The organism is Aeromonas aquatilis, from assembly GCF_054052405.1.
The window spans coordinates 68410-82384 of sequence record NZ_JBSTYP010000022.1; the positions used below are offsets into that span (position 1 = coordinate 68410).

Sequence of the window (13975 nt, forward strand, 5' to 3'; positions counted from 1 at the left end):
ACAAAATGACAAAAAACAGCTGTAAATAAAGGGAAATATCAATATGGGGGCGGCCTGGCAAATGCCGTCAGCATGGCGCTGAGTCGGCGATGGTCAGACCTGTTTGAGTGCAATTTATGACGCCGGTTGCCCTGTCAGCCATCAGGGCAAGCTGGTCAGCATGTACTTGCTCAGTGGTGATCCTGAAACTGCGCGGCAATCTCCCTGAACTGCGCTTCGCAGGCGAGAAACGCCGCGACAATGCCGGGATCAAAATGGCTGCCGCTCCCCTTCACGATGATCTCCTTCGCTTCCTCATGGCTGAAAGCAGGTTTGTAGACCCGTTTCGAGATGAGGGCATCGTAGACATCCGCTACCGCCATCAAACGCCCGGAGAGGGGAATCGCCTCACCCGCCAGCCCTGCCGGATAGCCGCTGCCATCCCACTTCTCGTGGTGGGTGAGGGAGATCTCCCGGGCCAGCCGTAGGAAGGAGTTGGAGCCCAGCTGCGCCTCGGCGCTCGCCAGCGCATCGGCGCCGATCTGCGGGTGGCGCTTCATGATGGCGAACTCCTCGTCGGTCAGCTTGCCCGGTTTGAGCAGGATGGCATCAGGAATGCCCACCTTGCCCACATCGTGCAGCGGGGCCGACTTGAACAGCAGGTCGATGGTGGCGTCATCGAGCGGATAGCAATCCCAATCGCTGCGACTGAGGTATTGCGCCAGCGCCTTCACATAGTGCTGGGTGCGGATGATATGGGCGCCAGTCTCGTTGTCCCGGGTCTCCGCCAGCGAGGCGAGGCCGAGGATGGCCACGTCGCGGGTCAGGTTGAGCTCGTCGCTGCGGGATTTCAGCTCACCGATCATCTGATTGGTGCTGGCGGCGATAAGGCCGAACTCGTCATCCCGGGTGACCGGCACCCGGGCGTCGAAGTCACCGCACTGTACTCTGGCCATGGTGCGGGTCTGCTGGCGCAAGGAGAGGCCGAGATTGCGACCATAACCGTGGATGATGAGGGCGAGATAACAGAAGGTCACCGTCATTACGAAGGCGATCTCCCACAGGATGTAGTGCTGGGCATCGACCCTCGGCAGACTGCGCTCCACCGTCACCAGCCACTCCAGATCCTTGTTGAACAGCAAGAAGAAGACGCCCCCCAGCAGGGTGAGGGTCGCCAGGGTAAAGAGGGTGAACTTGCGTGGCAGCGGCATGGCCAGCGGGTGGCTCAGTGCCAGGCTCTGCTCGGCTTGCCGTGTTCTGGCCCGATGCCAATCCCGCTCCAGGGTCAGATCGGCCGCCACCAGAAAACCGAGGGTGGTCATCCCCAGCAGCACCTTGAGGTGACTCTCCAGCGGAAAGTCGTGGGCCAGAGCGTTGTAGCCCGAGAGCAGCAGTGCTCCCAGCAGGTAGAAACCGACCTCCAGTCCAAACCCGTCCAGCCCGTTGCGCGCCAAGGGCCTACTTGAGAGCAGCCAATTGCGCACGGCGAACATGATGGCGAACGTCACCAGGGTCGGCCCCAGCAACTGGGGCAGGGTGAGACTCTCGAGAAACGGGCAAACCTGCCAGCCATAGAGACAAAATAGTGACAGGGTTACCCCGTAGTGCAGGGCGCAGCGCCCCGTGATCCTCTGCATATTCCCACCCATGTTGCTGGTTATTGTTATGTCGGCGGGAGGCCCGCCATTACAGGCGCCGCAGCAGCAGGCTACCTATGGAGTAGCCAGCGCCAAAGGAGCACAGTACGCCGCGAGCCCCCGCAGGAAGGTCGCGATTGTACAGATGAAACGCGATGATGGAACCCGCCGAGCTGGTATTACCATAGCTATCAAGAATGACCGGCGCCTCCTGCTGGCTGGCATCGTGACCGAGCAGCTTGCGACCGATGAACTGGTTCATGGTGAGGTTGGCCTGATGGAGCCAGAGCCGGCTCAGGCTCTCTGCGGGCCAGCCCTGCTCATCGAGCTGGTTGGCAATCTGGTCGCACACCAGTGGCAACACCTCCTTGAACACCTTGCGCCCCTGCTGGCGAAACAGCTTGTCGTCGCCGTAGCGGGTGCGCGGGCTCAGCCGGTTCAAAAAGCCGAAGTTGTTGCGGATGTTGTTGGAGTACTGGGTCACCAGCTTGCTGGCCACCAGTTGCCACGGATTGGCCACCTTGCAATCGGCCTCCCGCTCCAACAACACCGCGGTGCAGGCATCGCCGAAGATAAAGTGGCTGTCTCTGTCCCGGAAATTGAGGTGCCCCGAGCAGATCTCCGGATTGACCACCAGCGCCAGTTTGGCGCTGCCTGCCGCCAGCATGTTTGCGGCTGTTTTGATACCGAAGGTGGCAGACGAGCAGGCCACGTTCATATCAAAGGCCATGCCGCTCGCCCCCAGATAGTGCTGCAGCTCGATGGCCAGCGCCGGATAGGGGCGCGGCATGTTGGAGGCGGCGACGATGACCAGATCGATCTCCCCTGGCTCGCGGCCGGCGGCGATCAGCGCCTGCTCGGCGGCGGCCACCGCCATCTCCACCATGATGGAGGGCTTGTCATCGGGTCGCTCGGGCAGTAGCGGCTGCATGATGTCGGGGTTGAGCACCCCCTCGCGGCTCACCAGATAACGGCTCTTGATGCCGGAGGCCTTCTCGATGAACTCGCAGCTGGAGTGCTGCTTGGCAGGGAGCTGGCCGGCGTCGATGGCGGAGGCGTTCTCCTCGTTGTAGAGATCCACATACTGGTTGAAGGCGGCCACCAGCTCTTCATTGCTGACGGCAAAGGGTGGGGTATAGAGGCCTGAGCCACTGATCACGATAGAGGTCATCTTTGCTCCTCGCCGGGTGCGTTCCCGGCTTGTCGGTTTATAGGGTAGAGAGGGTTACAGCTGGTCGATCGCCGCAGCGAGACCCGCGAGAGTCAGCGGGTGCATCCGCCCGCCAACCACGTCATTCATCAATTTTATCGAGGGATGCCAGAGCCACTCCCGGCGCGGGGTGGGATTGATCCACACCAGTTTGGGAAAGTGCTGCTGCAATCGGGTGAGCCACACCTGACCCGACTCCTCGTTCCACTGCTCGACACTGCCACCCGGCCAGGTGATTTCATAGGGGCCCATGGTGGCATCCCCCACCAGGATCACCCGATAGTCGCTGCCGTAGGTGCGCAGCAGCCGCAGGGTATCGAACCGCTCCTCAAAGCGGCGGGCGTTATCCTTCCAGACGAAGTCGTAGAGGCAGTTGTGAAAATAGAAGTACTCCAGATGCTTGAACTCGTGGCGCAGGGCGGAGAAGAGGCGCTGTACCTCGGCCACGTGGGCATCCATGGAGCCTCCGACATCGAAAAAGACCAACAGCTTCACCCCGTTGTGGCGCTCGGGCCGCAACTTCACATCGAGCCAACCCTGGCGGGCAGAACTTTTTATGGTGTCGTCGAGATCCAGCTCGTCGGGATTGCCTCTGCGCACCCAACGCCTGAGTTTGCGCAGCGCGAGCTGGATGGCGCGCTGGCCGAGCGGCGAGTCGTCGCTAAAGTTGCGATAGTGGCGGGCCTCCCACACCTTGGCCGCCTTGCTATGCTGCCCCTCTCCACCCATGCGGATGCCCTCGGGGTGAAAACCGCCGTGGCCAAACGGGCTGCTGCCACCGGTTCCTACCCACTTGTTGCCGCCGGCATGGCGCTCTTTCTGCTCGCTTAACCGCTGGTTGAGGGTCTCCAGCAGCTTGTCGAGTCCGCCGAGGGATGTGAGCAGCGCCTTCTCCTCTGGGCTCAACAGCCGTTCGAACTCCTTGCGCAACCACTCCTCGGGCAGGCTTTCCGGCAGCAGGGGGATCGCGTCCAGCCCTTCGTAGTACTCGGCAAAGGCGCGATCGAAGCGATCGTAGTGAGCCTCGTCTTTTACCAGCAGGCAGCGGGAGAGCTGGTAGAACTCGTCCATATCGACAGCGACCAGCCGGGCAGCCAGTGCGGCGTGCAAGTCCAGCAGCTCGCGCAGGCTGCAGGGGAGCTTGTGGCGGCGCAGGTGGGTAAAAAAGTCGATCAGCATGGGTCAGCTGCCGCGTCGGGCCAAAAAGGCGAGCTTCTCGAATAGATGCAGGTCCTGCTCGGTCTTGAGCAGGGCGCCATATAGCGCGGGCACCAGCTTGCCGGGTTCGCGGGCGCGCATCGCCTCGGGGGCGATATCGTCGGCCAAGAGCAGGCGGATCCAGTCCAGCAGCTCTGAGGTGGAGGGCTTCTTGCGCAGCCCCTCTACCTCGCGCAGCTCGAAGAAGAGATCCATTGCCTCGCCAAGCAGGCTCTCCTTGAGGTCGGGGTAGTGGAGTTTGACGATGGCCTGCATCTCGGCCTTGTCGGGGAAGCGGATGTAGTGGAAAAAACAGCGGCGCAGGAAGGCATCCGGCAGCTCTTTTTCGTTGTTGGAGGTGATGATGACCACCGGCCGCTGGCGTGCCTTGACTCGCTCGCCAGTCTCGTAGACATCGAACTCCATCCGATCCAGCTCCAGCAGCAGATCGTTGGGGAATTCGATGTCGGCCTTGTCGATCTCGTCGATCAGCAGCACAGGTCGCTGCTCGGCGCTGAAGGCCTGCCACAACTTGCCTTTACGAATGTAGTGACTGATATCGGCCACTCTGGGATCGCCGAGCTGGGAGTCCCGTAACCGGGCCACCGCATCATATTCGTAGAGTCCCTGCTGGGCCTTGGTAGTCGACTTGATATGCCAGGCAATGAGATCGGTGCCGAGATGGTCGGCGACCGCTTCCGCCAGCACCGTCTTGCCGGTGCCCGGCTCCCCCTTGATCAGCAGCGGTTTTTCGAGGGTGATGGCGGCATTGACTGCCATCTTCAATGCATCGGAGGCGAGATACTGGCTGCTTCCTGAAAATCCCATAACGTCGGTTCCTTTGACGATTGGCGCCCGGAGTCAGGGGCCAGAGAGAATAAGCTCTATATGTTGTAATACCATATGGTTATAACGAATAGTCACTTCTCATTCAGAAACCACAGGGTAATCTTGTTTCATCGTCGTAACAAACACAGGGATAGCACCATGAGCAAAATTTTTGAGGACAACAGCCAGACTATCGGTCACACCCCGCTGGTTCGTCTCAACCGTGTTACCAAAGGTCGCGTGCTGGCCAAGATCGAGAGCCGCAACCCCAGCTTCAGCGTCAAGTGCCGTATCGGTGCCAACCTGATCTGGGACGCCGAGAAGCGCGGTATCCTGACCAAGGGTAAGGAGATCATCGAGCCCACCAGCGGCAACACGGGTATTGCTCTGGCTTTTGTCGCGGCGGCTCGCGGCTATCCCATCACCCTGACTATGCCGGCCACCATGAGCCTGGAGCGCCGCAAGCTGCTCAAGGCGCTCGGCGCCAATCTGGTGCTGACCGAAGGGCCGCTCGGCATGAAGGGTGCCATTGCCAAGGCCAACGAGATCCTAGAGTCCGAGCCGGGCAAGTATGTGTTGCTGCAACAGTTTGAAAACCCGGCCAACCCGGAGATCCACGAAAAGACCACAGGCCCCGAGATTTGGGATGCCACTGACGGCGAGGTGGATGTGTTCGTGGCCGGGGTCGGTACCGGCGGCACCATAACCGGAGTCTCTCGTTATCTGAAGCAGACTCAGGGCAAGGCGGTGGTCTCTGTCGCGGTCGAACCGGCCGAGTCGCCGGTCATCAGCCAGAAGCTGGCCGGGGAAGAGATCAAACCGGGCCCCCACAAGATCCAGGGGATCGGCGCCGGCTTTATCCCGGGCAACCTGGACCTCTCCCTCATCGACCGGGTGGAGAAGGTGACCAGTGACGAAGCCATAGAGATGGCTCGCCGCCTGATGGAGGAGGAGGGGATCCTGGCCGGTATCAGCTCCGGGGCTGCGGTGGTGGCTGCCAGCCGTCTGGCCGAGCTGCCGGAATTTGCGGGCAAAACCATAGTGGTCATCCTGCCGAGCGCCGCGGAGCGTTACCTCTCCAGCGCCCTGTTTGCCGGGGTGTTCAGCGAGCAGGAGCTGCAGCAGTAACTGATCGGAATCTTTCAAAACAGCGGCGCTCACAGGAGCGCCGCTTCTTTATGGGCTAGACTCAACCCCTGTTAGTGTCACTTGATCCTTATTTTTTGGGGTAAAATAACAAGTTCCGGAGTGAGAAAAAAAGCAGACATTCCGCTCTAAATCTCATATCCTGTGCGGCGTCACGCGGTGTTTGCTGGCTGGGTATCACAAAGTAACAAAGTGTTATTTTTCGTTATAAAATAATTTCAGGCCAGTCCTGATGCGGCTTGTAGCCCAATAACTGAAAATTGCCAACCAGCGCACCGATTACTGCACAGAAACTTGACCTGGATTAAACCATTGCGGGTCTGCTTTCGTTACTTTACAACATATCCATACTGACACGGTGGGTCAGGTTGCTTCAAAAACGACCAATCCACCAAAAAATATCAATAATATGGGGTGAAACCATGTACGAGAAGTCTGTTGTTATTACTGCTGAAAACGGCCTGCACACCCGTCCGGCAGCTCAGTTCGTGAAAGAAGCCAAAGAATTCCAAAGCGAGATCACTGTGGTCTCCGGTGGCAAGTCCGCCAGCGCCAAGAGCCTGTTCAAGCTGCAGACCCTGGGCCTGACCAAGGGTACCAACGTAACTATCCAGGCTGACGGCCCGGATGCTCAGCAAGCTGTTGAGAAGCTGGTTGCCCTGATGGACGAGCTGGAGTAATCCAGCTTTAGATTCCTCCCCCACAGTCGTTTTAATAGGAAGGATTATGATATCTGGCATTCTTGCGTCCCCCGGTATCGCATTCGGTAAGGCGCTTCTTCTTAAAGAAGATGAAATCGTTATCAATCAGGGCAAAATCTCTGCTGACCAGATTGATGTCGAGATCAACCGTTTCCTCGAAGCTCGTACCAAGTCAGCTGCCCAGCTGGAAGCCATCAAAGAGATGGCCGGTCGCACCTTCGGTGAGGAAAAAGAGGCCATCTTCGAAGGCCACATCATGCTGCTCGAAGATGAGGAGCTGGAAGGGGATATCAGATCCTTCATCAAAGACAACAAGGCTTCCGCTGACAAAGCCATCTATGAGGTGATCGAACAGTACGCCAAGATGATGGCCGAGCTGGATGACCCTTATCTGCGCGAACGCGCTACCGACTTCCGTGACATCGGTACCCGTCTGGTCAAGAACGTACTGGGCATCGCCGTTGTCAACCTGAGCACCATCGACGAAGAGGTCATACTGGTCGCCAAAGACCTGACCCCGTCTGAAACCGCTCAGATCAACCTGAAATATGTGCTGGGTTTTGTCACCGACATCGGTGGCCGTACCTCTCACACCTCCATCATGGCCCGCTCCCTGGAGCTGCCGGCCGTGGTAGGCACCAACGACATCACCGAGCGCGTCAAGAACGGTGACATGCTGGTGCTGGATGCGATCAATAACCAGATCATCATCAATCCGACCGCTGAACAGCTGACCGAAGCCAAGAAGTTCCAGGCTCAGTTCCAGGCCGAGAAAGATGAGCTGGCCAAGCTGAAAGATCTGCCGGCCATCACTCTTGATGGTCACCAGGTCGAAGTGTGCGCCAACATCGGTACCGTCAAGGATACCGAAGGTGCCATCCGCAATGGCGCCGAAGGCGTGGGTCTGTACCGTACCGAGTTCCTGTTCATGGACCGTGACGCGCTGCCGACCGAAGACGAGCAGTTCAAAGCCTACAAAGAAGTGGCCGAAGCGATGCCGGATCAGCCGATCATCGTGCGTACCATGGACATTGGCGGCGACAAAGAGCTGCCGTACATGAATTTCCCGAAAGAGATGAACCCCTTCCTGGGCTGGCGTGCCGTGCGTATCTTCTTCGACCGCGAAGACATCATGCATGCTCAGCTGCGGGCCATTCTGCGCGCCTCTGCCTTCGGCAAACTGCGTATCATGTTCCCGATGATCATCTCTGTCGAAGAGTTCCGTAGCCTGAAAGCTACCGTAGAGACGCTGAAAGCCGAACTGCGTGCCGAAGGCAAAGCCTTTGATGAATCCATCGAAGTGGGTATCATGATCGAGACCCCGGCCGCTGCCGTGATGGCTCATCATCTGGCCAAGGAAGTGGATTTCTTCAGTATCGGTACCAACGACCTGACCCAGTACACCCTGGCTGTCGATCGTGGTAACGAGATGATCTCCGCCATGTACAACCCGCTGTCACCCTCCGTCCTGACCCTGATCAAGATGGTTATCGATGCGTCCCACGCCGAAGGCAAGTGGACCGGTATGTGTGGTGAACTGGCTGGTGACGAGCGCGCTACCCTGCTGCTGCTGGGTATGGGTCTGGATGAGTTCTCCATGAGCGCCATCTCTGTACCGCGTATCAAGAAGCTTATCCGCAACACCAACTTCGAAGATGTGAAGGCAATGGCTGATCAAGCACTGAGCTTTGCCACCGCCGCTGAAATCGAAGCATGCGTAGATAACTTTATTAAGCAGAAAGCAGTCTGCTAAGATCGGCTGCAAACAGCGACAAATCATCTCTAGGAGCTTTATATGGGTCTGTTTGATAAACTGAAGAAACTGGTTTCCGACGATAGCTCTGACACCGGCGGCATCGAAATCTTTGCTCCGCTGTCTGGCGAAATCGTGCCGATCGAAGATGTGCCTGACGTTGTCTTCGCCGAGAAGATTGTTGGTGACGGTATCGCCATCAAGCCGGCTGGCAACAAGATGGTTGCGCCGTGCGATGGCACCATCGGCAAGATTTTCGAGACCAACCACGCGTTCTCTCTGGAATCCGACTCCGGTATCGAGCTGTTCGTTCACTTCGGTATCGACACCGTTGAACTGAAAGGCGAAGGCTTCAAGCGTATCGCTCAGGAAGGCCAGCAGGTCAAGCGCGGCGACACCATCATCGAGTTCGATCTGGCCGTTCTGGAAGCGAAAGCCAAGTCTACCCTGACTCCGGTTGTCATCTCCAACATGGACGAGATCAAAGAGCTGATCAAAATGACTGGTGCCGTGACTGTGGGTGAGACCCCGGTTATCCGTATCAAGAAGTAATGCCAGGCTGGCTCACGCCAGTTGCTGCAGTAAAAAACCGAAGCCTGGTGCTTCGGTTTTTTTAGGTTCATCGCGGCTTTCCGGGGAAGGCCGCCTTGATTTTCAGGAAGAAGTAGTCCGAGTCCCTGAAGCCATAGGCCATCCGCTTGATCACCTTGATGCGGTTGTTCACCCCCTCCAGCAGGTTGGTATGCATATGGAAGCGAGCACTGGCGAGGATACCTCGGGCGTAGCGTTTAAGGTTTCGGGCAAAACGCTGCAGCGGGGCCAGCCCGCTCTCCTGTGCATGCCGTAACCAGCTCCTCCAGCGTCGCCACCCTTCACCCACGTTCGAGGCATACCAGATCTCTTTCAGGGCATCCTTAAGCACGTAAACCGTGGTCAGTGGTTGATTCGCGGCCAGTAGCTCCTGCACTGCACCGCCTGCTCAGCGTTGAGCTTGTCCCGGTTACGCAGCAGCAACCAACGACTCTGCTTGACCACTTTGCGGGCGGGCTTGTCATGGCGCAGAGCGTTGGCCTGATCGACCCGTATGCGGTCTATCACCTCGCGACCATAACGGGCCACGACATGGAACAGGTCGTACACCACTTCGGCCTGAGGGCTGTGCTGCTTTACCTCCCTATCGAAGGCCGTGTTCATATCCATCGCCACCGCTTCTATCTGTTTGCACTGCTCGCCAAGTTGCTCGAAGAAGGGGCGTATGGCCTCACGGCTGTTGCCTTTGCCCACCCACAGTACTCGCGTGCGTTCGGCATCCATGATAACGGTGGCATAGCGATGCCCCTTGTGCAGGGCGAACTCGTCCATGACCAGACGGCGCACATCACCTGGGTGGAAGCCACCCACGCTGGCTTGCAGGCGACGCTTGTCGAAGGCCTTGATCGTGTGCCAATGTAGCCCGGTGAGTCGACTGATATGGCTGAACGGCAGCATCTGCAACAAGGTTTCGACCCATGCTCGCATCCTCTGGGTCAGACGTGATGCGGGTTCGAGCCAGTCGATATGTTCGGATACGCGGCCACAGCTCAGGCAATCCACGCATCGGATAGGCACCTGCAGTTGGACATGCTGATCGAGCAGATCGCGCTCCCGTACATGGCGGATACGCCGATTATGGATCAGAGGGCTTGGTTTAAGACAGCGACCGCAGCGCGGCAGCTCGGTAGTGAGTGGCTCGAGAGTCAGCGTGAGGGTGTCTTTGACGTGTTGGTGGCTGGCTACGATGGCGTAGCCTGGCCAGAAAGCGGCAAGATCGATAGGATGCATGATGACAGCGGGGCTCAGGGGTTGGTGTGTTTGGCGACTGCCAATTTACCTGAGTTCCTGACTGTCAATCCTCTCTTCCCCGCGATAATGCGAAGAACCTGAATTAATCGGGTTAGATGATATGCCAGTGTTAGAGCGTGGTCTCAAGATGACCAAATCCCGAAACTCTCTCGATGACGAGCAGTTCATCGTCAACAACGCGGTTCAAGAGCTTGGGAACAATGGCTATCATGGCAAAATCATGCTGGAAGCCCATGGCGCCACCGTTACTGTGTCGCTGGATGAAGAAACCAGGCTGCTGAATATCTCGGCGTACTTCCCGCAAAAAGAGGGTTTCAATCCATATCCAGAGTGAAAAAAATCACGTTCACAGAACTCTGCGGTAACATCGCCGTGGATCATTTTTGGCTACTGCGATGGGTGAATAAACAAAAGGATTTATCACCCCTTTCCATTTATCGTCATCTGGTGGTTTACGCAACGGGATCTCTTTAATGCAAGCAGCAAGGGCGAACACCATGAAGCTACCCATTATCCTGTTGGGTTATCTCATTTATACCCCACTCAACAAACCCATCCATTAAGGAGATAACATGAGTCTCATTCGCCGCGTTATCCCCTTGTATGTCCACATTGCCCACCTGTTTCTGGGCTTGCTGCTGGTGTTTGCCCTGATCACTCTCGGCTATCAATACCAACAGACCAAAAAAATGTTGATGCAAGAGGCAGAGGAGAGATTCAGCCTGATCGGACAATTGACGATTCAAGAACTGGAAGGGCTGCTTCGTCCTGCTGCACTGAGTGCCAATATGCTCGCCCAGCAACGTCTGATCGAGGCGACGACACTGACTGCACGAATGGCAAGCCTCCCCTATATGGCAACGCTGCTAAAAGGACAGCCATCAGCCAACGGGGTTTATGCCGGTTACCATAACGGCGACATGTTCTGGCTCACACGCTGGCCTGCCGACACCGAGGTGCAACATCTGTCACCTCCCGCCAATACCCGCTGGATTGTGAAAAGCATCCGGCACCTGGAAGCCGCGACTCTCACGGATATCTTCGCCCTGACCGACAAACTCGCGATCATCGAGCACAAACAGGTCTCAGGAAAGCGTTTTGATGTCAGAGAACGTCCAGGGTTTATTCAGGCAAACAAGGCCGGGCGATTGATGCAGACTCCGCCCCATATATCCATCGATACCCAGGAGATCAACCTGAGTTTTGCCAAGCCGATGCAAAATGGTGCTGGTATCGTCGGGGTAGACCTGAGCTTGCGATCCATCGAACGCTTGCTCAAATCAGCCATGATCACCCCCAATATGCGACTGGCCATCGTCAACGAGATGGGGGAATTGGTTACCAGCCACAAAGGCAGTATGATCATCCACGATGAGAAGGGAACATATCGGCGGGCCAAAGTCGCCGAGACCGACCTCCCAATGATTAAACATCTGATCGATGCCAGCCAACGCCAAAACATCGATAAGCTGACATTTCAATCCGAAGGGCATGATTGGCAAGGAATGCATATAGATCTTCCTGCATCGAATGAGTCACGACTATCTCTCTGGATTACGGCACCAGTCGATGAGTTGCTGGCCACCGCCATCACCATTCGCAATCAGAGCTTTCTCCTGTCGGGGCTCTTCCTGCTCCTGGCCCTGTTCTCTGCCATCATACTGGCCAGAACCGCCGCAAGGCCCCTCGATACCCTGACACAAGAAGCAGGAAAAATAGCCCACTTCGACTTCAACGAGCCAGTCAGAGTCAACACCTATATTGCTGAAATCATCGATCTCTCCCAGGCCATGGGCGACATGAAATCGACCATTCAGCGCTTTTTGCAGCTTTCTACCTCTCTCTCCAGCGAGACCAGTTTCCCCCGCTTGCTGGTGCGGCTGCTCACCGAGATGCAGCAACTGACCGGTGCAACAGGCTGCATGCTCTATCTCTCCGATAGCGGCAACAAGACGCTGGAGCTGGCGGGGTTGTGCTGGAATGGCGAGGTGCAGGAGCAAACACCGACCCACAGTATCGGAACACTCAATCAGCCAACACATCCGCTGTTCCGCAACTTGCAAGGAGCGGAACTGGAACCCGTTGCATTGGTCACCAGCGAATTGCAGACCCTGTTCCCCTACATCGAGGAGAGCGACACGCCGCTGACCTTCTGGCCGATAGCCCTGAAAAACCGTGATGGCCTACTGCTCGGCACCCTGGTGTTTCTGATCGATGAACGGAAGAAACCCCTGACTCCACAGCGGATGGCCTTTGTCAAAGCTCTCTCCTCCACTGCGGCGGTGGCGCTCACCACCCAACGACTGCTGGAGGAGCAGCGCAATCTGTTGGAAGCCTTTATCCAGCTCATCGCTGGAGCCATCGATGCCAAGAGCCCTTACACCGGTGGCCACTGTCAACGAGTCCCCGAACTGACCAAGATGCTGGCAGAAGCGGCATGTGAGGCCAAGGAGGGCCCCTTCCAACACTTCTCGCTCGATGAAAAACAGTGGGAAGCGATACATATCGCGGCCTGGCTGCACGATTGCGGCAAGGTAACCACCCCGGAATTTGTGGTCGACAAGGCCACCAAACTGGAAACCCTTTGCGATCGCATTCACGAGGTCAGGATGCGTTTTGAAGTGCTGAAACGGGATGCCGAGATTGCCTACTGGCGGGCACGTCTCCATGGGGGTGATGAGGCCACGTTACAGGCCACGCTGCAACAGCAGTGGCAACAACTGGATGAGGAGTTTGCCTTTATCGCCCGTTGCAACGAAGGGGGCGAATTTATGGCCACAGAGGATATTGCAAGGCTGCAGCTGATCGCAGGCCGCACCTGGCTGCGCACGCTCTCCGATCGAATTGGCATCTCTCAGGATGAACTGGCACGCAAACAGCGGGCAGTGGAGTCACCGCTGCCAGTCACCGAACCCCTGTTGGCCGATCGCCCAGATCACCTCTTCACCCGCAGCAGCCGAGAGCGCCTTGCTCCTGACAACCCTTGGGGATTTCAGGTCAACACTCCCGAGTACCTCTATAACCGGGGCGAGATCTACAATCTCTCCATCCGCCGGGGCACCCTCACCGACGAGGAGCGCTACAAGATCAACGAGCACATGACCCAGACCATCATCATGCTCGAAAAACTCCCCTTCCCCGCCAACCTGAAACAGGTGCCGGAAATCGCAGGGGGACACCATGAGAAGATGGATGGCACCGGTTATCCCAAGCGGCTGAAACGGGACGAGATGAGCATCCCTGCCCGGATGATGGCCATCGCAGATATCTTCGAGGCGCTGACCGCCGGCGATCGCCCCTACAAGAAAGCCAAATCTCTTTCGGAGGCCATCCGCATCATGGGATTCATGCAAAAGGACCACCACATCGATCCAGACCTGTTTGCCCTCTTTCTCTCCTCCGGGGTTTACCTGCACTATGCCGAGCGCTACATGAGCCCGGAGCTCATCGATGAGGTGGATATCAGCCCCTATCTTGCTACACCGTCCAGATAGAAAAGGCTATGTCCCAATTACGTGTTGCATGGGGTGTCCCAGCGCCTCATGCATACACGCTTTGATATTCACCTCCTTCCCGTAACGCTCCAGCATTCTGCGCCAACCCAGGTAATTCTTCAGGTAGTGCGTCGCCACGCCATGGAAACGCTCCATCCACTCTTTCAACCGATGGTGATACCCGTTCA

The 13975-nt window shown here is 57.3% G+C and carries 10 protein-coding genes and 2 pseudogenes; 6 read left to right on the top strand and 6 right to left on the bottom strand.

Translation table 11 applies throughout. The features are described 5' to 3' along the window. Positions 1-170: 170 nt before the first annotated feature. The 4 genes from ACW5W8_RS10835 to ACW5W8_RS10850 are packed head-to-tail and all read right to left on the bottom strand — an operon-like array spanning position 171 to position 4851. Positions 171-1616, bottom strand: coding sequence for an HD domain-containing phosphohydrolase (locus ACW5W8_RS10835; RefSeq protein WP_498627855.1), 1446 nt, complete (start codon positions 1614-1616; stop codon positions 171-173). Between the two features lie 49 nt (positions 1617-1665). Then, positions 1666-2787: a beta-ketoacyl-ACP synthase III gene (locus ACW5W8_RS10840; protein WP_498627857.1), complete on the bottom strand. Its 1122-nt coding sequence runs from the start codon at positions 2785-2787 to the stop codon at positions 1666-1668. Positions 2788-2841: 54 nt separating this feature from the next. Beyond that, entirely contained in the window at positions 2842-4005 is a 1164-nt protein-coding gene (locus ACW5W8_RS10845) for a vWA domain-containing protein (protein WP_498627859.1), read from the bottom strand. Between the two features lie 3 nt (positions 4006-4008). Then, positions 4009-4851, bottom strand: a complete 843-nt coding sequence (locus ACW5W8_RS10850; RefSeq protein WP_013723987.1) for an AAA family ATPase — start codon at positions 4849-4851, stop codon at positions 4009-4011. Positions 4852-5010: 159 nt separating this feature from the next. Here ACW5W8_RS10850 and cysK point away from each other — a divergent pair, with 159 nt between their 5' ends. From cysK to crr, 4 genes are all read left to right on the top strand, one after another. Further along, on the top strand, positions 5011-5979 hold the full coding sequence (gene cysK, locus ACW5W8_RS10855; protein WP_058054330.1) for a cysteine synthase A: 969 nt from the start codon (positions 5011-5013) through the stop codon (positions 5977-5979). A 440-nt stretch (positions 5980-6419) separates the two neighbouring features. Further along, positions 6420-6677, top strand: coding sequence for an HPr family phosphocarrier protein (locus ACW5W8_RS10860; protein WP_005338266.1), 258 nt, complete (start codon positions 6420-6422; stop codon positions 6675-6677). 46 nt (positions 6678-6723) lie between these two features. Next, positions 6724-8451: a phosphoenolpyruvate-protein phosphotransferase PtsI gene (ptsI, locus tag ACW5W8_RS10865; RefSeq protein ID WP_139436132.1), complete on the top strand. Its 1728-nt coding sequence runs from the start codon at positions 6724-6726 to the stop codon at positions 8449-8451. Between the two features lie 42 nt (positions 8452-8493). Next, a complete protein-coding gene (gene crr, locus ACW5W8_RS10870; RefSeq protein ID WP_005338264.1) occupies positions 8494-9003 on the top strand; it encodes a PTS glucose transporter subunit IIA in 510 nt (169 codons plus the stop codon). Between the two features lie 67 nt (positions 9004-9070). Here the strand turns inward: crr and ACW5W8_RS10875 are convergent. Then, positions 9071-10272: pseudogene (locus tag ACW5W8_RS10875) on the bottom strand (ISL3 family transposase). A gap of 148 nt (positions 10273-10420) precedes the next feature. On the opposite strand from ACW5W8_RS10875, the gene ACW5W8_RS10880 reads away from it, so the two are divergent. Both ACW5W8_RS10880 and ACW5W8_RS10885 read left to right on the top strand, forming a co-directional pair. Beyond that, positions 10421-10627: a hypothetical protein gene (locus ACW5W8_RS10880; RefSeq protein ID WP_498627862.1), complete on the top strand. Its 207-nt coding sequence runs from the start codon at positions 10421-10423 to the stop codon at positions 10625-10627. Between the two features lie 238 nt (positions 10628-10865). Next, positions 10866-13787, top strand: coding sequence for an HD domain-containing phosphohydrolase (locus ACW5W8_RS10885; RefSeq protein ID WP_498627864.1), 2922 nt, complete (start codon positions 10866-10868; stop codon positions 13785-13787). Between the two features lie 6 nt (positions 13788-13793). Here ACW5W8_RS10885 and ACW5W8_RS10890 read toward each other — a convergent pair. Beyond that, positions 13794-13975: pseudogene (locus tag ACW5W8_RS10890) on the bottom strand (IS1595 family transposase); the annotation flags it as partial.

Bases quoted from the DNA above. Each gene is read 5' to 3' on its own strand.
- ACW5W8_RS10835 (WP_498627855.1), bottom strand. From the start codon at position 1,616: ATGCAGAGGATCACGGGGCGCTGCGCCCTGCACTACGGGGTAACCCTG.
- ACW5W8_RS10840 (WP_498627857.1), bottom strand. From the start codon at position 2,787: ATGACCTCTATCGTGATCAGTGGCTCAGGCCTCTATACCCCACCCTTT.
- ACW5W8_RS10845 (WP_498627859.1), bottom strand. From the start codon at position 4,005: ATGCTGATCGACTTTTTTACCCACCTGCGCCGCCACAAGCTCCCCTGC.
- ACW5W8_RS10850 (WP_013723987.1), bottom strand. From the start codon at position 4,851: ATGGGATTTTCAGGAAGCAGCCAGTATCTCGCCTCCGATGCATTGAAG.
- cysK (WP_058054330.1), top strand. From the start codon at position 5,011: ATGAGCAAAATTTTTGAGGACAACAGCCAGACTATCGGTCACACCCCG.
- ACW5W8_RS10860 (WP_005338266.1), top strand. From the start codon at position 6,420: ATGTACGAGAAGTCTGTTGTTATTACTGCTGAAAACGGCCTGCACACC.
- ptsI (WP_139436132.1), top strand. From the start codon at position 6,724: ATGATATCTGGCATTCTTGCGTCCCCCGGTATCGCATTCGGTAAGGCG.
- crr (WP_005338264.1), top strand. From the start codon at position 8,494: ATGGGTCTGTTTGATAAACTGAAGAAACTGGTTTCCGACGATAGCTCT.
- ACW5W8_RS10880 (WP_498627862.1), top strand. From the start codon at position 10,421: ATGACCAAATCCCGAAACTCTCTCGATGACGAGCAGTTCATCGTCAAC.
- ACW5W8_RS10885 (WP_498627864.1), top strand. From the start codon at position 10,866: ATGAGTCTCATTCGCCGCGTTATCCCCTTGTATGTCCACATTGCCCAC.